4 protein-coding genes are annotated in these 22,102 nt (G+C 72.2%); 2 read left to right on the forward strand and 2 right to left on the reverse strand.

Features of this window, described 5'->3' with window-relative positions:
* Window positions 1-39 precede the first annotated feature (39 nt).
* A complete protein-coding gene (locus ACWD35_RS41420; protein WP_451356523.1) occupies window positions 40-5,127 on the forward strand; it encodes an amino acid adenylation domain-containing protein in 5,088 nt (1,695 codons plus the stop codon).
* On the forward strand, window positions 5,127-18,878 hold the full coding sequence (locus ACWD35_RS41425) for an amino acid adenylation domain-containing protein (RefSeq protein ID WP_451356524.1): 13,752 nt from the start codon (window positions 5,127-5,129) through the stop codon (window positions 18,876-18,878). The genes ACWD35_RS41420 and ACWD35_RS41425 overlap by 1 nt, the downstream gene beginning before the upstream one ends.
* 158 nt (window positions 18,879-19,036) lie before the next feature.
* Here the strand turns inward: ACWD35_RS41425 and ACWD35_RS41430 are convergent, their stop codons facing one another.
* Both ACWD35_RS41430 and ACWD35_RS41435 read right to left on the reverse strand, forming a co-directional pair.
* Window positions 19,037-20,101 (reverse strand): threonine ammonia-lyase, encoded by a 1,065-nt coding sequence (locus ACWD35_RS41430; protein WP_451356525.1) that lies wholly within the window; start codon window positions 20,099-20,101, stop codon window positions 19,037-19,039.
* A 292-nt stretch (window positions 20,102-20,393) separates the two neighbouring features.
* Window positions 20,394-21,986: an FtsX-like permease family protein gene (locus tag ACWD35_RS41435; RefSeq protein WP_451356526.1), complete on the reverse strand. Its 1,593-nt coding sequence runs from the start codon at window positions 21,984-21,986 to the stop codon at window positions 20,394-20,396.
* Window positions 21,987-22,102: the final 116 nt, after the last annotated feature.

Here is a 22,102-nt window from a genome sequence, read left to right on the forward strand (position 1 = left end):
GACACGGCGGTCGAGGTGCCGCAGTCGACGCTTTCGGAGTTGTTCGAGGCGCAGGTGGCGGGGACGCCCGATGCGGTGGCGGTCGTGTTCGAGGGCGTTGAGGTGTCGTATGCCGAACTCGATGCTCGAGCCAATCGCCTGGCGCGGCTGCTGGTGGGCCAGGGCGTAGGTCCTCAGTCCATCGTGGGCGTGTGTCTGGAGCGTGGTGTGGATCTGGTGGTGGCGCTGCTGGGTGTGTTGAAGGCGGGGGCTGCGTATCTGCCGGTGGATCCGGGTCTTCCGGTCGAGCGGGCTGAGTTCATGCTCGCGGATGCCGGTGCGGTATGCGTGGTGTCGTCTCGGGACTTGCAGGGTGTGCTGCCACAGGGTGTACAGCGAATCGTGCTGGATGACGCGTCGACTGCCAGGTTGCTGGCGGGTGTGGAGTCTCATCCGTTGTCGGATGTCGAGCGTGGTGGGGCGTTGTCGGCGGGACTTGCGGCGTATGTGTTGTTCACGTCGGGGTCGACGGGTCGGCCGAAGGGTGTGGTGGTGTCGCATGCGGGGGTGGTGAATCGTCTGGTGTGGATGCAGTCCCGGTTCGGTCTGGTGCCGGGTGAGCGGGTGCTGCAGAAGACGCCGTTTGGTTTTGACGTGTCGGTGTGGGAGTTCTTCTGGCCGTTGTTGTGGGGTGGGGTGTTGGTGGTGGCCCGTCCGGGCGGTCACCGGGATCCGGGGTATGTGGCGGGGTTGATCGAGGCTGAGGGGGTGTCGACGGTGCACTTTGTGCCGTCGATGCTGGAGGCGTTCTTGCGGGAGCCGGCCGCAGCCTCGTGCGGGGGGCTTCGGCGGGTGGTGTGTTCGGGTGAGGCGTTGTCGGTTTCGGTGCAGGACCGGTTCTTTGAGGTCTTCGGCGCTGGGGTGGAGCTGCACAATCTGTATGGGCCGACGGAGGCGTCGGTGGACGTCACTGCCTGGCAGTGCCGGGCGGGTGCGGATGTCGTGTCGATCGGTGGGCCGGTGGCCAACACCCGTCTGTATGTGCTGGATGGGGCGTTGTCGCCGGTGCCGGTGGGTGTGGGCGGTGAGCTGTATATCGCTGGTGTGCAGGTGGCGCGGGGGTATGCGGGCCGTGCGGCGCTGACGGCGGAGCGGTTCGTGGCCAGTCCGTACGGTGAGCCGGGTGAGCGGTTGTACCGGACGGGGGATCTGGCTCGCTGGCACGCGGACGGTCAGCTGGAGTACCTGGGCCGGGCGGACGAACAGGTGAAGATCCGTGGCTTCCGGATCGAGCCGGGCGAGGTGCAGTCCGTGCTGGCAGTGCACCCGCGGGTGGCTCAGGCTGCGGTTGTTGCCCGTGAGGATGTTCCGGGTGACAAGCGCCTGGTCGCATACGTCGTTCCGGCTGATGCCAAAGACGGTGACGAACTGAACCAGGAACTACGTCAGTTCGCGGGCGAGCGGCTGCCTGATCACATGGTTCCGGCCGCGGTGGTGGTGCTGGACGAGCTGCCGCTGATGGTGAACGGGAAGCTGGACCGCAAGGCGCTGCCCGCACCGGAGTACACGACCGGTTCCGGCCGTGGCCCGTCCTCCGTTCGCGAGGAGCTCCTCTGCGCGGCGTTCGCCGAGGTCCTCGGCCTGGACCGTGTTGGTGTCGATGACAGCTTCTTCGCCCTGGGTGGTCACTCGCTGCTGGCGATCCAGTTGGTGGAACTCCTGCGCACCCGCGGAGTCACGGTGTCGGTGCGGATGCTGTTCCAGACCCCGACCGTGGCCGGGCTTGCGGCCGCGTCCGGGATGGGGAGCGTCGCCGTCCCAGCCAACGCCATCCCAGAGGGCGCGCAGGCGATCACGCCCGACATGCTGCCCCTGGTCGACCTGACCGCCGAGGAGATCGAGCGGGTCGTTGCGACCGTGGAGGGTGGCGCGGCGAACGTCGCCGACATCTACCAGCTGGCCCCGCTGCAGGAGGGTCTGCTCTTCCATCATCTGCTCGCCGACGGCGGTGAGGACGCCTACGTCAGCCAGATGGTCGTCGAGTTCGCCTCGCGTGGCCTCCTCGACCGCTACCTTCGCGCTCTCCAGCAGGTCGTGGACCGGCACGACATCCTGCGCACCGCCATTGTGTGGGAGGACCTGCGCGAGCCGGTGCAGGTCGTCTGGCGGCATGCCCAGCTCCCCTTGGCCGAGGTCGAGCTGGATCCGCAGGTTGTCGAGCCGGTCGAGCAGCTCCTGGCTGTCGGCGGCCTGTCGATGGACCTGGGCCGGGCGCCGCTGCTCGGGCTGCACGCGGCCCGCGTCTCGGGCGGTCGTTGGCTGCTGCTGATCCGCGTGCACCACATGGTCCAGGACCACACGGGTCTTGAACTGCTGCTGGGTGAGGTCGAGATGCTTCTCTCCGGTCGGGGGGAGGAGCTGCCGGAGCCGCTGCCGTTCCGTGACTTCGTCGGGCAGGCGCGTGGAGGGATGGAGCGGGCCGAGCACGAGCGGTATTTCGCCGGCCTGCTGGGTGACGTCGACGAGCCCACCGCGCCGTACGGACAACTGGACGTGCTCGGTGACGGTTCCGGTGTGGTGCGGGCACGGCTGCGCCTGGCGCCGGAACTCGAGGTCCGGCTCCGGGAGGCTGCGCGGGGGCTGGGTGCGAGCCCGGCCACGGTGATGCATGTGGCGTGGGCGCGGGTCCTTGCCGCGGTCAGCGGCCGGGACGATGTGGTGTTCGGCACGGTGCTGCTGGGCCGTCTGAGTGCGGTGGGCGGTGCGGACCGGGTGGCGGGTCCCTTCATCAACACGCTGCCGGTGCGGGTGCGTGTCGGTGGCCTGGCGCCGCGGGCGGCGGTTGCGGCGATGCGTGACCAGCTCGCCGCTCTTCTGGAGCACGAGCATGCCTCGCTGGCCCTGGCCCAGCAGGCCAGCGGGGTAGCGGGCCGTACGCCGCTGTTCACGTCGCTGTTCAACTACCGGCATAACGCCGTACGGCCCGACGCCGCGGGCGGTGACGCCGTGCTGCAGGACGCCGTCGGCGACGGCATCAGGCTGGTGTATGCCCGGGAGGCCGACAACTATCCGCTCTCGGTCTCCGTCGACGACGACGGCGACGGTGGCGGGCTCGCTGTGGCTGTCGACGCGGTCGCCCCGATCGACGCGCAGGCGGTCGCCACGCTGGTGGCCACGGCTACGGAGAACCTGGTGGCGGCGCTGGAGAACGACGCGGACCGGTCGCTGAGCGCCGTCGACATCCTGGACGAGGCCGAGCGGCAGCGAGTCGTGGTGGAGTGGAACGACACGGCGGTCGAGGTGCCGCAGGCCACGGTGACGGAGTTGTTCGAGGCGCAGGTGGCGCGGACGCCCGATGCGGTGGCGGTCGTGGCTGACGGTGTCGAGGTGTCGTACCGGGAGCTGGACGCCCGTGCCAACCGGCTTGCGCATCACCTGCTGGGCCAGGGTGTGGGCGCTGAGTCGCTGGTGGCCGTGATGCTGGAGCGCGGTGTGGACCTTATGGTGGCGCTGCTGGGTGTGCTGAAGTCGGGTGCTGCTTACCTGCCGGTCGATCCCGCCTATCCCGCCGAGCGGGTTGCGGACATGCTGGACGATGCCGCACCGGCCGTGGTGCTCGGTGCCGCGGGCACGGTCGGGACTGTTCCGGCTTCGGCCGCGGTGACGCTGATCGACGCGCCGGAGATGGTCGCTGCCCTCGCGGAGTCGTCGGTGGAGCCGCCGGTTGCCGGGAACGGGGCACGCTCCCTCGCCCACCCGGCCTACGTGATCTACACCTCGGGGTCGACAGGTCGGCCCAAGGGCGTGGTCGTCACGCAGCGCAGTGCGGTCAACCACATGCTGTGGATGCGGGCCGAGTTTGGTGTCGGCGCGGGAGACCGTGTACTCGCGCGCACCTCGCCGAGCTTTGACGCAGCGGTGTGGGAGTTGTGGCTGCCGTTGGTGTCGGGTGCTGCGGTGTGTGTGGCTTCTGACGACGTGGCCAAGGATCCGCGGCGTCTGGTCGCCTTCATGCGCGAGCAGGCAGTGACGGTGGCGCAGTTCGTGCCCACGCTGCTGGCTGCCGTCCTGGAGGTTCGCGGGGTGAGTGAAGACATGGCTGTGCAGCGGGTGTTCGCCGGTGGCGAGCCGCTACCATCCTCGCTGGCCGCCGCCGCTGTGAAGGCGTGGGGCGTGCAGCCGGTGAACCTGTACGGCCCCACGGAGACCACGATCCAGGTCACCTTCGGCACCGGCACCGCCATCGGCACCGGCGCGGACGCGGGTGCTGACGGAGGCACCGTTCCGATCGGCCGCCCCGTGTGGAACACACACCTGTACGTTCTGGACGCGAACCTCCGCCCCGTCCCGCGTGGTGTGGTGGGCGAACTCTATGTCGTCGGCGAGGCGTTGGCACGCGGCTACCTCAAGCGTGCGGGCCTGACCGCGGAACGCTTTGTGGCGACTCCCTTCACCCCCGGCGCACGTATGTACCGCACCGGCGATCTGGTCCGCTGGGGCGCCGACGGCCAGCTCGTGTTCATCGGCCGCGCCGACGACCAGGTCAAGCTGCGCGGGTTCCGTATCGAGCCGGGCGAGATCCGGGCGGTGGTGGCGGCGCACCCGTCGGTCGCTCAGGCCGCCGTCGTGGCCCGTGAAGACAACCCGGGTGACACCCGGCTGGTCGCCTATGTAGTGCCCGGTGCGGGGGAGCGCCCGTCCGACGGGGAACTCTCCGGTGTCCTCCGGAAGTTCGTCGCCCAGTGGCTGCCCGAGCACATGGTGCCCGCAGCCTTCGTGCCGCTGGAGCGACTGCCGTTGACACCCAACGGCAAGCTGGACCGCAAGGAGCTTCCCGCCCCGGAGTACGCGAGGGCAGCGGGCGCCGGCCGGGAACCATCGACGCCGCAGGAGCGGGCGCTGTGCGAGGCGTTCGCCCATGTGCTCGGCGTGGACGAAGTGGGTATGGACGACGACTTCTTCGAGCTGGGCGGCCACTCCCTCCTTGCGGTCCGTCTGGTGAGCCTCGTGCGTGCGCGGCTCTCCGTAGAAGTCCCACTGCGCGTACTGCTCGACCACCCGACGGTGGCGGGTCTCGCACAACAGCTCGGAAAACAGAAGTCAGCTCGGCCGGCCTTGCGGCCCATGCGTAACCAGGGGGATTCCTGATGTTGCCGTTGTCATTCGCGCAGCGCCGTCTGTGGTTCATCGAGCAGCTCGAGGGGCCGAGCTCGACGTACAACATTCCGGTGGTCCTTCCGCTGTCGGGCCAGGTCGACCGGGTGGCGCTGAACGCCGCGCTGCGGGATGTGATCGCCCGCCACGAGGTGCTGCGCACGGTGTTCCCCACGGCCGACGGCGAGCCGTACCAGCACATTCTCAAGTTCGACGACGTGTCCTGGGCGCTGTCCTTCGCCGAGGTGGCTCCCCAGGACCTGGCGGCGGTCACCCGGGAGGCGGTGGCGCGGCCGTTCGACCTCTCCTGCGAGGTGCCGATCCGCGCCTGGCTGTTCGCCACCGGGTCCGACGCGCACGTACTCGTCGTGGTCGTCCACCACATAGCCAGCGACGGATGGTCCACCCGGCCGCTGGCCCGGGACCTGTCGACGGCGTATGCCGCGCGGTGCGAGGGCCGGGCGCCCGAGTTCGATCCACTGCCAGTGCAGTACGCCGACTACGCGCTGTGGCAGCGCGAACTTCTCGGCGACGAGAACGACCCGGACAGCATGCTCTCCCGTCAGATGGCCTACTGGCGGCAGCAGTTGGCGGGTGTGCCGGACGAGTTGGAGCTGCCCTTTGACCGGCCGCGCCCGGCGGTGGCCGACTTCCGCGGCCACACGGTTCCCTTGACGGTGCCCGCCGACGTGCACGCACGACTCGTGGAGGTCGCGCGCGAGTCCGACGCCACGATGTTTATGGTGGTCCAGGCGGCGCTGGCGGCGCTCCTTTCCCGTATGGGCGCGGGCACCGACATCCCGATCGGCGCCGCGGTCGCCGGGCGCACCGACGTGGCCCTGGACGACCTGGTCGGGTTCTTCGTGAACACCCTCATCATGCGCACGGACCTGTCGGGTGACCCGACGTTCACCGAGCTGCTCGCCCGGGTCCGGGAGGCCGGGTGGAGCGCGTTGGCGCACCAGGACCTGCCGTTCGAGCGGCTTGTCGAGGAACTGGCCCCGACGCGTTCGCTGGCCCGGCACCCGCTGTTCCAGGTGATGCTCACCCTGCAGAACACCGCCGACGCGACCCTGGACCTGCACGGTGTGCAGGCCGGGGCAGCGGTGGACGGCGTCCGGCCCCAGTCGCTGACCGGCGGCCTTGCGGCCAAGTTCGACCTGGAAGCGAGCGTGGCGGAGGCGTTCGACGCGGACGGGCGGCCTGCGGGGCTGCGCGGCGAGCTCATCGCAGCGGCGGACCTGTTCGACATCACGACAGCCGAGCGCCTGGTCGAGCGTCTGGGCCAGGTCCTCGCCGCGGTCGCCGCCGACCCGGGGACCCGCCTGAGCGCGGTCGACGTCCTGGACGCGGACGAGCGCCGCCGGGTCCTCGTGGACTGGAACGACACCGCCGCCAAGGTGCCGCAGGCCACCGTGACCGAGCTGTTCGAGGCACAGGTGGCCCGCACCCCGGACGCGGTCGCCGTGGTGTGCGACGGCGCCGAGCTGACCTACGCCGAACTGGACGCGCGCGCCAGCCGCCTTGCCCGGCACCTGATCGGCCTCGGCGTCGGCCCGGAGTCGCGGGTTGCGGTGTGCCTGGAGCGCGGAGCGGACGCGGTGCCGGCCCTCCTCGGCGTGCTCAAGGCGGGCGGCGCGTACGTGCCGGTGGATCCGGCGTATCCCGCCGAGCGGATCGCGTACATGCTGGCCGACGCGGCGCCGGTGGTGGTGCTTGCCGCATCGGCCACCACGGCGGCCCTTCCGCCCTCCGGGCCGCGGACCGTGGTCCTCGACGCGCCGGAGACCGTCGCCGCGCTCGCCGCTCTGCCCGCGGGCGCGCCGGGGCAGGAGGAGCGCGTGGCCCCGCTGACCCCTGGTCATCCGGCGTACGTCATCTACACCTCCGGCTCCACGGGCCGCCCGAAGGGCGTGGTGGTGGAGCACCGGTCGGTGGCGGGGCTGCTCGTGTGGGCGGGCGCCGAGTTCGGCGGCGGCGACTTCTCCCGGGTGCTGCTTTCCACCTCGTTCACCTTCGACGTGTCGGTGTTCGAACTGTTCGGCCCGCTGGTCACCGGCGGATCCGTCGAACTCGTCCCGGACCTCCTGGCGCTCACCGATACCGACCGCGGTCCGTGGCAGGTGAGCCTGGTCAGCGGTGTTCCGTCGGCCTTCGCCCGGATCCTGGGCCGCTTCGGCCCCCAGGTCCGTCCGCGGACGGTGGTGCTTGCGGGCGAGGCGCTCACCGCCGACGCGGTGGCCGGCATCCGCCGGGAGCTGCCGGGCGCGCGGGTGGCGAACATCTACGGTCCGACCGAGGCGACCGTCTACGCCACCGCTTGGTACGCCGACACCGACGTCGAGGGCGCCGTACCCATCGGTGGGCCGATCTCCAACGCCCGCGTGTACGTCCTGGACGACCACCTGTCGCCGGTCGCACCCGGGGTGGCCGGGGAGCTGTACATCGCCGGCGCGGGTCTGGCGCGGGGCTATCTGCACCGCCCCGCCCTGACCGCGGAGCGCTTCGTCGCCGACCCCTACGGGGCGCCCGGCGAGCGCCTGTACCGCACCGGCGACCTGGTCCGGTGGAACGCCGACGGGCAGCTGGAGTACCTGAGCCGTGCGGACGAGCAGGTCAAGGTCCGCGGGTTCCGCATCGAGCTGGGCGAGGTCCAGTCGGTGGTGGCTGCACACCCCTCGGTGGCCCAGGCCGTGGTGGTGGCTCGTGAGGACGTGCCCGGAGACAAGCGTCTGGTGGCGTACGTCGTGACCGGTGGGGTGCCCGAAGAGGACCTGCCGGCCGCGGTGCGCGCCCGGGTGGCGGAACGGCTTCCGCAGTACATGGTGCCGTCGGCCGTGGTCGTCCTCGATGCGCTGCCCCTGTCCCCGAACGGGAAGCTGGACCGCGCGGCGCTGCCCCTGCCGGAGTACACCACCGGCTCCGGCCGTGGCCCGTCCTCCGTCCGTGAGGAGATCCTCTGCGAGGTGTTCGCCGAGGTCCTCGGCGTGGACGGCGTCGGCGTCGACGACGACTTCTTCGCCCTGGGCGGGCACTCCCTGCTCGCGGTACGCCTGGTGGAGATCCTGCGCACACGTGGTGTGTCCGTCTCCGTGCGGGCGCTGTTCCAGACCCCGACCGTGGCCGGGCTCGCGGTCGTGGCCGGCACCGAGGGCGTCGTCGTCCCGGCCCACGCCATCCCGGAGGGCGCGCAGGCGATCACGCCCGACATGCTGCCCCTGGTCGACCTGACCGCAGAGGAGATCGAGCGCGTCGTCGCCACGGTCGGCGGCGGCGCGGCGAACGTCGCCGACGTCTACCCGCTGGCCCCGCTCCAGGAGGGCCTGCTCTTCCACCACCTGCTCGCCGACGGCGGCGAGGACGCCTATGTGCTGCCGACCGTGGTCAGGTTCGACTCGCGCGCGCGGCTCGAGGCGTTCACCGAGGCCCTCCAGCAGGTCGTGGACCGGCACGACATCCTGCGCACCGGCATCGTGTGGGAGGGCCTGCGCGAGCCGGTGCAGGTGGTGCGGCGGCACGCCGCCGTGCCCGTCGAGGAGGTCGCGCTCGACGCGCACACCACGGACCCGGTGGCGGAGCTGGTCGCACGGGTCGGCTCGGCCATGGACCTGCGGCGTGCGCCGCTGATCCAGGTGCACGCGGCGGCCGAACCGGACGGAGCGTGGCTCGCGCTGGTGCGGATGCACCACATGGTCCAGGACCACACGGCGCTCGAGGTGCTGCTCGCCGAGGTGGAGGCGTTCCTGTCCGGACGCGGCGACGAGCTGCCCGAGCCGATGCCCTTCCGCGACTTCGTCGCCCAGGCACGCGGCGGGGTGGCCCGCGCCGAGCACGAACGCCACTTCTCCCAGCTCCTTGGCGACGTGACCGAGCCGACCGCGCCCTACGGCCTGGTTGACGCGCACGGCGACGGCGCGGCAGCGGTCCGCGCCAGGCTGCCGTTCCCGCCGGGCCTTGTGGAGCGGGTGCGCGGCGTCGCCCGGAGCCTGGGCGCCAGCCCCGCCACCGTGCTGCACGTGGCGTGGGCGCGGGTGCTCGCCGCGGTCAGCGGCCGCGAGGACGTGGTGTTCGGCACCGTCCTGTTCGGCCGGATGAACGCCGGTACCGGATCCGACCGCACGCTGGGCCCGTACATCAACACGCTGCCGGTGCGGGTGCGTACCGGCGAACTCGGTGCGGCGGCCGCGGTCGCCGCGATGCGCGGCCAGCTCGCCGAACTCCTCTCCCACGAGCACGCACCCCTCGCCTTGGCCCAGCAGGCCAGTGGCGTACCCGGTGACACCCCGCTGTTCACCTCGCTCTTCAACTACCGCCACAACACCGGCCGTCCGGCCGAGCAGGCCGCGGACGAGGCGCGCGCCGCGGGAACCGAGGGCATCAGGGCAGTCTTCTCCCAGGAGCGCAACAACTACCCGCTGACCGTCTCGGTGGACGACGACGGGGACGACGGCATCGCACTCGCCGTGGACGCGGTGGCCCCGATCGATGCCCGGACGGTGGGTGACCTGCTGCGCATCGCCGTGGAGAACCTGGTGACGCTGCTCGAAGGCATCCTCGACGGCGGCCCGGACCAGCTGCTGCGCACCGTCGAGGTGGTGGACGCGGACGACCGCCGCCGGGTGCTCGTCGAGTGGAACGACACGGCGGACGACACTCCGTGCCGACCGGTGCCGGAGCTGATCGGGGAGCGGGCCGCCCAGGACCCGGCGGCGGTCGCCGTGGAGTGCGACGGCGTCGAGGTCTCCTACGGCGAGCTGGACGCGCGGGCCAACCGCCTGGCGCACCTGCTGGTCCGCCACGGTGTGGGCCCCGAGTCGGTGGTGGGCCTGTGCCTGGAACGCGGTGTGGACGTACTGGTTTCCGTCCTCGCGGTGTGGAAGGCCGGTGGCGCGTACCTCCCGGTCGATCCCGAATACCCGGCGGAGCGTGCCGCGTTCATGCTGACGGACGCGGCGGTGACGTGTGTCCTCACCGGGCACGGCACCCGCGGCCGGCTTGCGGAGTTCGAGCAGCGGTCCGCCGCGCCGGTGGTGGTGCTCGACGAGCCCACGGTGGCGGCCGAGCTCGCCGGGCTGCCGGAGACGGCGCCGACGGCGGACGACGGCGCCGTCCTCTTCGCGCAGAGCGCCTACGTCATCTACACGTCCGGGTCGACGGGCCGCCCCAAGGGCGTCGTGGTCACCCACGGCGGCCTGGCGAACTACGTGGCGTGGGCGGTCCGGGCCTACGGCATGGCAGAGGGTGGCGGCGCGCCGCTGCACTCGTCGCTCGCCTTCGACCTGACGGTAACGAGCCTGCTCCTGCCCCTGGTGTCCGGCTCCCGAGTCGTGGTCAGCCGTGAGGGCGGCCCCGAAGGGCTTGCCGCCGCGGTGCGTGACTCCGGTGCGTTCGGCCTGGTGAAGGTCGTGCCCGGGCATCTGCCGCTGCTCTCCCGGCTGCTGCCGGAGGGAGAGCTCGCCGGGGCGGCCCGGTGCTGGATCGTCGGCGGTGAGGCGCTGCAGGGCGCCGATGTACGCGCCTGGCTCGACCAGGCGCCCGGCTCCGTCGTGGTCAACGAGTACGGGCCGACCGAGACGGTGGTCGGGTGCTGCGTCTTCGAGGTGGCGGCCGGTCAGGAGGTGGGCGAATCGGTGCCGATCGGGCGGCCGATCGCCAACACCCGCCTGTATGTGCTCGATGCACGCCTGGCGCCGGTGCCAGTCGGTGTGGCGGGCGACCTGTACATCGCGGGGGCGGGCCTGGCCCGCGGCTATGCGGGCCGGGCCGGGGCCACGGCCGAGCGGTTCGTGGCCTCGCCGTTCGCACCGGGCGAGCGCATGTACCGCAGCGGCGACCTGGCCCGCTGGCGCGCGGACGGCGAACTGGAGTACCTGGGCCGCTCCGACGAGCAGGTCAAGATCCGCGGATTCCGCATCGAGCCGGGCGAGATCGCGGCCCTGCTGGCCGAGCACCCGTCCGTGGCCCAGGCGGCGGTCCTGGCCCGCGAGGACGCTCCGAGCGACAAGCGCCTCGTGGCCTATGCCGTGCCGGGTGAGGGCACGCAGGGAGATGAACTGGCGCAGGAGCTGCGCCAGTTCGCGGCGCAGGTGCTGCCCGTGCACATGGTGCCGGCCGCGGTCGTCGTCCTCGACGAGCTGCCGCTGACGGTGAACGGCAAGCTGGACCGCACGGCGCTGCCCACCCCGGAGTACACGGCGGGCGCGGGCCGCGGGCCCGCGAACGCCCGCGAGGAGATCCTGTGCGAGGTGTTCGCCGAGGTCCTCGGCCTTGAGCGGGTCGGCGTCGACGACGACTTCTTCCGCCTCGGCGGGCACTCCCTGCTTGCGGTGTCGCTGGTGGAACGGCTGCGGCTGCGCGGCGTCGCCATCTCGGTCCGGGCGCTGTTCGAGACACCGACGGTGGCGGGCCTTGCCGGGGGCACGGCCGCTGCGCGCGTCGAGGTGCCGCCGAACCTGATCCCCGAGGGCGCGCAGGAGCTCACCCCGGAGATGCTGCCGCTGGTCGACCTGACCGCAGAGGAGATCGAGCGGATCGTCGCCACGGTCGAGGGCGGCGTCGCCAACGTGGCGGACGTCTACCCGCTCGCCCCGCTGCAGGAGGGTCTGCTCTTCCACCACCTGATGGCAGGGTCCGGACGCGACACCTACGCGGCTCCCACTGCGCTGGAGTTCGACTCGCGCGCCCGCCTCGACGCCTTCGTGGACGCACTCCAGCAGCTGGTGAACCGGCATGACATCTACCGCACCTCCGTGGTGTGGGAGGGCCTGCGGGAACCGGTGCAGGTGGTGTCGCGCGACGCCCGGATCCCGGTCGAACACGTGACGCTGGATCCGGACGGCGCGGATCTGGTGGACCAGCTCCTCGAGCTCGGCGGTACCTCCATGGACCTGAGCCGGGCGCCCCTGGTCGACCTGCACGTCGCGGCCGTACCCGGCAGTGACCGCTGGGCGGCGCTGCTGCGCATGCACCACATGGTCCAGGACCACACGACCCTCGAGGCCGTGTTCGAGGAACTCCGGGCCTTCCTGAACGGGCGGGGAGCGGAACTGGCAGACCCCCTGCCCTTCCGCGACTTCGTCGCGCAGACCCGTCACGGAGACCGGCGCGAGGAGTACGAGCGGTACTTCGCCGAGCTCCTCGGCGATGTGACCGAACCGACCTCTGCGTACGGCGTCGCGGACGTGCACGGCGACGGCACCGACCTGAGCAACGCCCACCTCGGATTCGAGCCCTCCCTCGACACCCGGGTACGTGCCACCGCGCGCCGCCTCGGAACCAGCCCCGCAACCCTGCTGCACGTGGCGTACGCCAGGGCCCTTGCCGCGGTCAGCGGCCGCGAGGACGTGGTCTTCGGCACCGTCCTGTTCGGCCGGATGAACTCCGGCGCGGGCTCCGACCGGGTGCTCGGTCTCTTCATGAACACCCTGCCGGTCCGCGTGCGCGTGTCCGGTGTCGGCGTCCTGGAGGCCATCGGCGCGATGCGCAGCCAGCTGGCCGGGCTCCTCGAACACGAGCACGCGCCGCTCGCCGTCGCTCAGGGCGCCAGCGGCGTCAGCGGCGACACCCCTCTGTTCACCACACTCCTGAACTACCGCCACAACACCACCGGCCCGGTCGCCCGCACCACGGACCACAGCCAGGAGGAGGGGTTCGAGGGCATCCGCAGGCTGTTCATGCGGCCGCTCAACAACTACCCGCTGACCGTCGCGGTGGACGACAACGGCGACAGCATGGGCCTGGCCGTGGACTCCGCCGACCCCGGTGACCCGCACGCGGTGGGCCTGCTGGTGCGCACCGCCCTCGACGACCTGGTCACAGCGCTGGACTCCGCGCTGGACGGCGGCCCCGAACTGCCGCTGAGCTCGGTCGACGTGCTGCCCCAGGACGAGCTGCACCGGGTCCTGGAGGAGTGGAACGACACCGCGGCCGAGGTACCCGCCGGAACGGTGGCGGCCCGGTTCGAGGAGCAGGCCGCCCGAACCCCGGACGCCCTGGCGATCGTCGTCGACGGTACGGAGGTGTCGTACGCGGAACTCGACGCCCGCGCCAACCGCCTTGCCCACTACCTGGTGGACCAGGGCGTGGGGGCGGAGTCCCTGGTGGGTCTCTGCCTGGGCCGCGGACCGGAGATGATCGCGGCGATCCTGGCCGTGTGGAAGGCCGGCGCGGCCTATCTGCCGATCGACCCCGGGCAGCCCGCCGACCGCGTCGCGTACCTCATCACCGACAGCCGTGCCGCGTTGACGCTGACCACCGAGGAGATCCTGGACGACCTGCCGGCGGGCAAGCGGCTCGTCGCGCTCGACTCCCCGCTGATGGCCATGCAGCTGGCCGCGGCCGAAGAGTCGGCCCCGCAGGTGACGACGGCCCCGGACGGGCTCGCGTATGTCATCTACACCTCCGGGTCGACGGGCCGCCCCAAGGGCGTCGCGGTCACCCACGGCTCGCTGGCCAACTACGTGGCCTCCGTGCCGGGCCGCGTCGGGCTCGGCGCACCGGGCGACCGGTACGCGCTGCTCCAGGCGCAGGCCACCGACCTGGGCAACACCACGGTGTTCGCGAGCCTGACCACCGGCGGGCAACTGCACATCCTGGCCGAGGGCGCGGTCACCGACCCGGTGGCCGTCAGCCGCTACATGGCCGAGCACCGCATCGACCACCTCAAGGTGGTGCCCTCCCACCTGGCGGCGCTCGGCGCGGCCGGAGACCTGGCCGCGGTGCTGCCCGCCAAGTCGCTCGTCCTCGGCGGCGAGGCCGCGCAGCCCGAGTGGGTGCGGACCCTCCTGGCCGCCGCGGACGGGCGTACGGTGTTCAACCACTACGGCCCGACGGAGACCACCATCGGCGTGGCCACGACCCCGCTGACGGCCGACGTGGTGGCCGACGGCGCGGTCCCCGTGGGCACGCCGCTCGCCAACACGCGCTTCTACGTCCTGGACGCCCGGCTCCGGCCGGTGCCGGTCGGCGCGGCCGGTGAGCTGTACGTCGCCGGGGCGGGCGTGGCGCGCGGCTACGTGCGCCGTCCCGGCCTGACCGCGGAGCGGTTCGTGGCCAGCCCGTTCGGGCGGGCGGGCGAGCGGATGTACCGCACCGGCGACCTGGCGCGCTGGGACGCGCACGGCCGCCTGGTGTTCGAAGGGCGCGCCGACGAACAGGTGAAGATCCGCGGCTTCCGCATCGAGCCCGGTGAGGTCCAGTCGGCCCTGGCCGCCCACCCGATGGTGGACCAGGCGGCGGTGATCGTTCGCGAGGACATCCCCGGTGACGGGCGCCTCGTCGCCTACGCCGTGGTCGACGACCCGGAGACCGCGCAGGACCCGGGGCTGCCCGCGGCCATTCGCAAGTTCGCCGCGCAGCGCCTGCCGGAGCACATGGTGCCCTCGGCGGTGGTGGTCCTCGACCGGCTGCCGCTGACGGGCAACGGCAAGCTCGACCGCAGGGCCCTGCCCGCCCCGGACTACCACGGGACCGCGCAGCCGGGCGGCCGGAACCGGGCGGGCGGTCTCCAGGAGGAGCTCCTCTGCGTGGCCTTCGCCGAGGTCCTCGGAGTGCCCTCGGTCGGCGTGCACGACGACTTCTTCGAGCTCGGCGGCCACTCACTGCTCGCGGTCCGGCTGATCAGCCGGATCCGGACCCTGCTCGGCGTCGAGATGGAGATCCGCGACCTGTTCGAGGCGCCGACCGTCGCCGGTCTGGCCGAGCACCTGGCCGGGGCGCGCGAGGCCCGGCCGCCGCTGGAGCCCGGCGCCCGGCCCGCCCGGCTGCCGCTGTCGTACGGACAGCGCCGCCTGTGGATCATCGACAAGCTCGAAGGCGCCGGCGACACCTACAACATCCCCGTCGCCGTACGGCTTGCGGGCGAGGTGGACCACACGGCGCTGAACGCGGCGTTCCGGGACGTCATCGCCCGCCACGAAGTGCTGCGCACCGTGTACGCGGCGGCGGACGGCGAGCCGTACCAGCAGGTCCTCGACCCGGCCGCACTGCAGTGGGAGCTCACCGTCACCCGGGTCACCCCGGCGGAGCTGCCGGGGGCGGCAGCCGACGCCCAACGCCACGCCTTCGACCTGTCGGCGGAGGTACCGATCAAGGCCTGGCTGTTCCAGGCGGGCGCGGACGACCACGTCCTGGTGGTGGTGATCCACCATATCGCCACCGACGGCTGGTCCTGGGCACCGCTGGCCCGTGACCTGTCCGTGGCGTACGCCGCGCGCAGCGAGGGCCGCGCCCCGCAGTGGCAGGAACTGCCGTTGCAGTACGCCGACTACGCGCTGTGGCAGCGCGAGGTGCTCGGCGACGGGGACGACCCGGACAGCCTGCTCTCCCGTCAGGTCGCCTACTGGCGCGAGGCCCTCGCCGGCCTCCCCGAGGAGCTCACGCTGCCGACCGACCGGGGGCGCCCGGCCGTGGTCGGCCACCAGGGCCACCAGGTGCCGATCGAGGTTCCGGCCGAGGTGCACGCGAGGCTTCTTGAGGTCGCGCGGACTGAGGGCGTGACGATGTTCATGGCGCTGCACGGCGCCCTCGCGGTGCTCCTGTCCCGCCTCGGCGCGGGCACCGACATCCCCATCGGCTCGGCACACGCCGGACGCACCGACGAAGCCCTCGACGACCTCGTCGGCTACTTCGTCAACACGTTCGTGCTGCGCACCGACCTGTCGCAGGACCCGACCTACCGCAAGGTCCTGGAACGGGTCCGGGAGGCGGGCCTCGGCGCGTTCGCCCACGCGGACGTCCCCTTCGAGCGGCTCGTCGAGGAGCTCGCCCCCGCCCGGTCGCTGGCCCGCCACCCGCTGTTCCAGGTGATGCTGCTCCTGGAGAACACCGCCGACGCGGTAGTCGACCTGCCCGGCCTCACCACCGGCGCGGGCGCCGCGCCCCGGCCGGCGTCCGACGCGGCGCCGGACGAGGCGTCCGTGACGGAGTCGGTGGTCAAGTTCGACCTGGACGTGAGCATGGTCGAGACGTACGACGCCCAGGGCGCGCCCGCGGGCCTGCGCGGCACCGTGGCCGCCTCCGCGGACCTCTTCGAACCCGCGTCGGTGGTGCGAATCGGCACATACCTCAACCGTGTCCTCGCGGCCCTCTCCGCCGCCCCGGACACCCGGCTCAGCGCCGTGGACGTCCTGGACGACGACGAACGGCACCGCATTCTGACCGAGTGGAACGACACCACGGCCGAGTTGCCGGACACCACGGTCGGCGCCCTGTTCGAGGCACAGGTCGCGCGCACTCCCGACGCGACCGCCCTGGCCTTCGGTGACGTCGCCCTCAGCTACGCCGAGCTGGACGCGCGAGCCAACCGCGTGGCCCGGTACCTCGTCGGCCGGGGCGTGGGACCGGAGTCGGTCGTCGCGGTCGTCTTCGACCGCACCGTCGACCTGGTCGTGGCGCTGCTCGGCGTGGTCAAGGCGGGCGCCGCCTACCTGCCGATCGACCCGAACTACCCAGCCGACCGCATCGCGTACGTCATCGCCGACTCCGCGGCGGTGTGCGTGCTCAGCGGCGAGGGCATGCGGCACCGGCTCGGGTCGTTCGACGTGGGCGCCGACGGCGCATCCGGCGTCCCTGTGGTGCTGCTCGACGACCCCGAGGTGACCGCGGAGCTCGCGGCTCTGCCGGACCGGGCCGTCGACGACGACGAGCGCACACGTCCGCTGCTGCCCGGGCACCCGATGTGGGTGATCTACACCTCCGGCTCCACCGGACGCCCCAAGGGCGTGCTCGTCGAACACCGGGCGATTGTCAACTTCCTGGAGGCGATGCAGCACGACTTCCCGTTGACCGCCGACGACCGCCTGCTCGCGGTGAGCACCCACGGCTGCGACATGGCCGGGTTCGAGTTCTACCTGCCGCTGCTGGGCGGTGCCCGGCTGGTCCTCGCCGCGCAGGAGCAGGTCCTCGACCCGTGGGCGCTGCGGGAGCTGATCCGCACCGCCGGCGTGACGATGGTGCACGCGACGCCGAGCCTGTGGCGCGGTCTGGTGGCCGACGCCGACGACCCGGTCGACTTCACGCGGGTCCGCGCGCTGGTCGGTGCCGAGGCGCTGCCCGGAGACCTGGCCCGCACCCTGCTCGGCCGGACGCCGACCCTGACGAACCTGTACGGCCCGACGGAGACCACCACCTGGTCGACCGCCAAGGTGTTCCGGCCGGACGCGGCCGACGTCACGTCGATCGGCTCGCCGATCGGCAACACCCGGGTCTACGTCCTCGACGCCGGCCTGGTCCCGGTCGCGCCCGGCGTGGCGGGCGAGCTGTACATCGCCGGTGAGGGTCTGGCCCGCGGGTACCTGGGCCGGCCGGGGCTGACGGCGGGGCGCTTCGTCGCCTGCCCGTTCGGCGCGGCGGGCGAGCGGATGTACCGGACCGGCGACGTGGTCCGGTGGACCGCGGACGGCGAGCTGCAGTACGTCGGACGCGCCGACGACCAGGTCAAGGTGCGCGGCTTCCGGGTCGAACTCGGCGAGATCGAGGCTGTTCTCGCCACGCACCCCTCGGTCGGGCAGGCCGTGGTCGTGGTACGTGAGGACACGCCGGGCGACCACCGCCTGGTGGCCTACGTGGTGCCGGACTCGGCAACCGGGCCGCAGGAGGCGGGGGAGCTGGGCCAGGCGGTGCGCGGCCTCGCCCAGGGCCGGATGCCGGGGTACATGGTGCCGTCCGCGGTGGTGGTGATCGACCGGTTGCCGCTGATGCCCAACGGCAAGCTGGACCGCAAGGCGCTGCCCGTGCCGGGGGTCACCGCTGCCGACCCCGCCGCCAAGGGGGCCGTCACCGGTTTCGAGGCGAGCCTGTGCGCGGCGTTCGCCGAGGTCCTCGGGGTGGAGTCGGTCGCGGTCGACGACGACTTCTTCGCCCTGGGCGGGCACTCCCTGCTGGCGGTCCGGCTCGTGGAGCGGCTGCGGGAGCGGGGCGTGTCCATCGCGGTCCGCGATGTGTTCGCCGCACCCACCGTCGGCGAACTCATGAAGGGGATGAGCCTGTCGTCTCTGCGCAGCGCCCTCGACGAGCTGCTGCCGATCCGCACCGAAGGCAGCAGGCCACCCTTCTTCTGCCTGCACCCCGCCGACGGTCTGAGCTGGTGCTACATGCCGCTGGCCCGGTACGTGCCGAGCGGCATCCCGTTGTACGGTCTGCAGGACCGCGGGCTGCAGGGGGCCGACCGACTCGCCCGTTCCGTGGGGGAGATGGCGGACCGCTACGTCGAGCAGATCCGCAGGGTGCAGCCCTCCGGCCCGTACCACCTGCTGGGCTGGTCCTTCGGCGCGGTGGTCGGGCACGAGGTCGCCGTGCGGCTGCGCGCCGCGGGCGAGGAGGTCGCGGCGCTGGTCGTCCTGGACCAGAACCCGACGGTGCCGGATCCGGACGCCGGGCCCCTGGACGACAGCACGGAGGTGTCTGGCGAGATGCTGGCGAACGTGACCGAGATGGTGCGCCGCCAGGCGGGGGGTGCGCTCGGGGCCACCACGGAGGAGGAGTACCGGAACATCGCGCGGATCCTGATCAACCAGCGCGAGCTCCAACGGCGCCATGAGCAGGGCCGGTTCGACGGCGACATCCTGCTGATCACGGCCGACCGGGAGGACTCGGACCGCCCGGTCACCGCCGAGGCGTGGCAGCCCCACGTCTCCGGGAAGATCCACCGGGCCGGAGTCGACTGCACGCACAACGAGATGGGCATGCCGGACAACCTGGCCGAGGTGTGGTCTGCCGTGGCGGACTGGCTGGGCCTGGACGACTGACGGCTCCCGCGCGGCGGCGCACGCCGCCGCGCGGCACCGGCGGACATGCCTGAGCGGGCCGGGCGTTCGACGACCTCCGTGTCGCCGAACGCCCGGCCCGCTCGTTTCCGCTGTCCGCCTCCTCCGGCCCGTTCCGCCCCGAGGCGCTGCCGGCGGCCTCAGGCCACCGCGGTGTGCGGGGCGGGGACCCCCTGGCCGGTCAGCAGTGAGGCGGCCAGGCTCGGCTCGACGTTTCCGCCACTGAGCAGCACTCCGATGTCCGCGCCGTGGTGGGACGCGTGCTCCAGGGCGGCGGCGAGCGCGGTGGCTGCCGCGGGCTCGATCACCAGCCGGGCATGCAGGAACGCGCCCCGCATCGCCTCGGCGATGGCTTCCTCCGACACCGTCTCGACCGCGGCCACGGCCCCGTGGGCGATGGCGAACGGCAGGGCGCCGATCCGGTCGGGGCGCAGCCCGTCGGCGATGGTGTGCTCGGCGGACACGGTCACCGGCCGCTGCGCGCGCAGCGCCGAGGTGAGCGCGGGCACGGCCTGCGGCTCGGCCCCGACCACGGCCACCCCGCGCCCCTCGGCAGTCAGGCAGGCACCGGCGATCGCGCTGCCGCCACCGACGGGGACGACCACCGCGTCCAGGTGGACGCCGTCCGCCGCGGTCTGGTCGAGCAGTTCGGCTGTGGCGGTTGCCTGACCCGCGACGACGTGCGGGTTCTGGTACGGGTCGATGACGTCGTAGCCGTGTACCTCGCGCAGTTCCGCCACGGCTGCCACCCGGTCGGCGAGCAGGGTGCTGGCCGTCACCACCTTGGCGCCGGCCTCCCGGATCCGGTGGATCTTGGCGGGCGGGGCGTCGGACGGAAGGACCACGATGGCCGGAAGTCCGTGCTGCCGGGCGGCGAGGGCGACCGCGATCGCATGGTTGCCGGTGCTCTGCGCGATTATCCCGCGGCTGCCGGCCGCGGCGAGGTGCTCCACCGCGAGGAGCGCCCCGCGGACCTTGAACGAGCCACCGCGCTGCAGGTTCTCCGCCTTCAGCCACAGGCGTGCGCCGCAGCGGGCGTCCAGTTGGTCGCAGCGCAGGACGGGCGTCCGCCACACCCGGCCGGCCAGGCGCCTCCCGGCCCGTTCGACGGCTGCGCGGTCGAGGTGCGGTACCTCCTCCTCGCTGTCCGGACTGCTCGTCCTGCTGTCTGCGGGTAGGTGCTCGCGTGCATGACCGATGCCCATGAACTCTCCATGAATGCCAGAAATTCGGTACCGCGTGTGGTGCCGGAAAAAGCCGGACGGCAATGCTGTGGTGAACGGCCGCGGTTGAGAGGGCGCGACTGCCCGAAGACGGCAACGCGGCTTGTCGGTAGGCCCTTTGGAGGGAGAAGCCTTGTGGCATGCTCGCATGTCTGCTCTCGGCCGGGAAGGTGAGTGGAATTCCTCGACGAACGTGCGGACGCCGACCACCGGTTGGTGGTCGGCGTCCGTGGTCGCAGGGTTTTCCGCGGGGGATTCCGGAAAACCCTGCCCGTCATTCGCTGCGCAGCGCCTCCGCGGTGGCCATGCGGGTCGTCGCGCGTGCCGGGAAGAACGCTCCCAGAACCGCGATCACGATGCCGGCGAGGCCGAGGAGCAGCAGGACCGGTGCCTGATACACGTCCAGCATGCGCGCCGGGAGCTCCACCTTCGCCGCCTCACCGGTGATCGGCACGATCATGCGGTGGGCCAGGACGCCCAGAGGGAGCCCGAGCACTCCACCGATCGCCCCGACCGCGGCCATCGACGTCACCGTCATGCCGATGACCTGACGGGGTGTCATGCCGATCGACTGCAGCGTGCCGAGGTCACGGCGGCGTTCACGGGTGTTGAGCACGACCGTGTTGAACACCCCGAGCCCTGCGACTGTGGTCAGCATGAGGGTGAGGACCGCCGACAGGCTGATGACGGCCGCGGCGAAGCCGGACGAGTTGTCGGCCGGGCGGGTGTAGAGGCCCGGGTCCGTCGACCGCACCGCGCCGACGTACTGGGCGATGTTCGTGCCGGGGGACACCTGCACGAGGTACTGGAAGCGGGAGTTGAGCCGCGTGACGTCCAGGTTGAGGGCGGACAGCGTCCGCCAGTCCGCGTAGAGCAGATCCCCATTGCTCATCAGCGACGCCACGACGGTGACGCGGGTCGGCTTGCCGCTCACCTCCATGGTCAGCCGGTCACCGACGTGCAGCCCCCGGTCGTGCAGGAACGCCGTCGACGCGGCGACCTGCCCGGGCTTCTCGATCCAGTGTCCCTTGACGATCCGGTCCTGGAAGCCGAGCGTGGAGGTGTCCCCGCGCCAGAACTCGGCGACGACCCGCTGTGACCCCGTGATGGACACCGGGACGTGCACGTCGACCGTCACGCTCTTGGTGCCCCGCAGAGACCGCAGCGCCTTCTCGGTCCGTTCATCGTCCAGCTTCGGCGCCTTCTCGCCGAACTGCGGCTGGCCGGGTTGGACGACGAGCTGGGCGGCGGACTCCGGGCTCCTGGCCTGCCCGAACTTGGTGACCGTACCGGCCAGGCCGGTCGCGAAGGCCGCGGTGGTCACGCCGAGGAGGACGGCCAGCAGCGTCATCGCGGTACGGGCCGGCCGCGCGAAGAGCTGACCCAGGCCGAGGCTGACCGAGCGCGGCAGCGAGCTGCCGCTCAGCCGACGCTGGATCCGGAGCCCGCGGCCCCGGCGCGGCGCGCTGCCCGCGCTGATCGCCTCGGCCGCGGAGAGCCGGTGGGCCCGCATCGCCGGGACGGCCGCCGCGAGGATGGCGAGGAGCGGCATGCCGACCAGCGCGGCCACCGGCACCCACCAGCTGACCGCGACACCGTTGAGGTCCATGCCCGTTCCCTGGAACGCGTTGGTCAGCAGCGGCTCCGTGACCAGGACGCCACCAACCGTGCCCAGGGCGCTGCCGATCACCGCGGGCAGCGAAACCATCAGCAGATAGACCCCGACGACCTGACGTGGCGTGTAGCCGAGGGACTTGAGCACACCGATGTGCCGGAAACCGGAGACGACGGCGCCACTGATGACATTGGCGACGATGACGACGGCGACGAGGAGGCCGAGGATGCCGAAGACCATCAGGAAGGGCACGTACGTGCCCGGCCCGGAGGCCAGGGACTTTGCGAGGTCACGGGTTGGGTGAGATCGCCCGGTGATGGGCTGTCATGTCGGGTTGCTGCGGGCCCGTATGCCGATGCAGGCACGGC

The organism is Streptomyces sp. NPDC002671, assembly GCF_053592475.1.

Coding starts and splice junctions, on each gene's coding strand:
- ACWD35_RS41425 (WP_451356524.1), top strand. CDS start 5,127: ATGTTGCCGTTGTCATTCGCGCAGCGCCGTCTGTGGTTCATCGAGCAG.
- ACWD35_RS41430 (WP_451356525.1), bottom strand. CDS start 20,101: ATGGGCATCGGTCATGCACGCGAGCACCTACCCGCAGACAGCAGGACG.